This window comes from Chromohalobacter sp. 48-RD10 (genome assembly GCF_029889785.1).
Lineage (GTDB): Bacteria > Pseudomonadota > Gammaproteobacteria > Pseudomonadales > Halomonadaceae > Chromohalobacter.
On the sequence record NZ_JARANX010000152.1, the window covers coordinates 1 to 1,168 of the forward strand.

A 1,168-nucleotide genomic window follows, 5' to 3' on the forward strand; every position below is an offset into this window, starting at 1 on the left:
CTCGACACGCGCCTGACCTTTCTCGCCCTTTTCATTGCGGTGATGCTCGAGCAAGCCGGTGGTATGCAGGACATGTTCGATCAGTTCATGCAACTCCATGCCGGCAGTATCATTGTCGAGCCGTTCGATCAGCTCCGAAAATGCCGAAAGCGCACTTGCCGCGCGCCCCTTGAGCAAACCCTCACTGAGGCTATCTTGCAGCGCCTGCCACAGCGATATCCCTTGGGTACGTGCCCGCTCGCGCAACACTTCCACAGTGCGCGTACCGATGCCGCGTGCCGGCACGTTGATCACGCGCTCCAGCGAGGCATCGTCGTCGCGCGTCAGCGTCAAGCGCAGATACGCCAGGGCGTTCTTGATCTCGAGACGCTCGTAGAAGCGCTGGCCGCCGTAGATGCGATAGGGCACGCCACTGCGGATCAACGCCTCCTCGAGCACCCGTGACTGGGCATTGGAACGGTAGAGAATCGCGATGTCCTGTCGCGTGCTGCCCTTGTTCACTTCTTCGTTGAGGGTATCGACGATGAAGCGGGCCTCGTCGAGGTCGTTGAAGCCGGCATAGACCGAGATCGGCTCACCATGAACGCCGTCAGTCCACAACTCCTTGCCCATGCGCCCGGCGTTATGGCTAATCAGTGTGTTCGCGGCCTCGAGAATGGCGCTCGTCGAGCGATAGTTCTGCTCCAGGCGCACCGTGGTGGTCGCGGGGAATTCCTCGGCGAAGCGGCGGATGTTCTCGACCTTGGCGCCGCGCCAGCCGTAGATCGACTGATCGTCATCGCCGACCACGGTCATGCCCGCGCGATCGCCGGCGAGCAGCTTGAGCCAGGCGTACTGCAAGGTGTTGGTATCCTGGAACTCATCGACCAGAAGATGGCCGAAACGCTCGCGGTAATGCGCCAGCAACTCGGGGTTGTCGCGCAGAAGCTCCAGGCCGCGCAGCAGCAATTCCCCGAAGTCGACCAGACCGGCGCGTTCGCAAGCCAGTTGATAGCGTTCGTAGAGCTCGACCATCTGGCCCATATAGGCATCGCCATGGGTCTGGACCTGATGGGCGCGCAGCCCCTCTTCCTTGCAGCCGCCGATGAAGTATTGCACCTGCTTGGGCGGGAAGCGCTCGGCGTCGATGCGATGATCCTTGAGCAAGCGCTTGACCAGGCGCAGTTGA

Annotated in this window: 1 protein-coding gene; it reads right to left on the reverse strand. The window is 61.7% G+C overall.

Going from position 1 to position 1,168, the window contains the following annotated elements; translation table 11 throughout:
* Nucleotides 1-1,168 (reverse strand): UvrD-helicase domain-containing protein (locus OP496_RS17880; protein WP_280565286.1); only part of this gene is annotated, 1,168 nt, incomplete at both ends.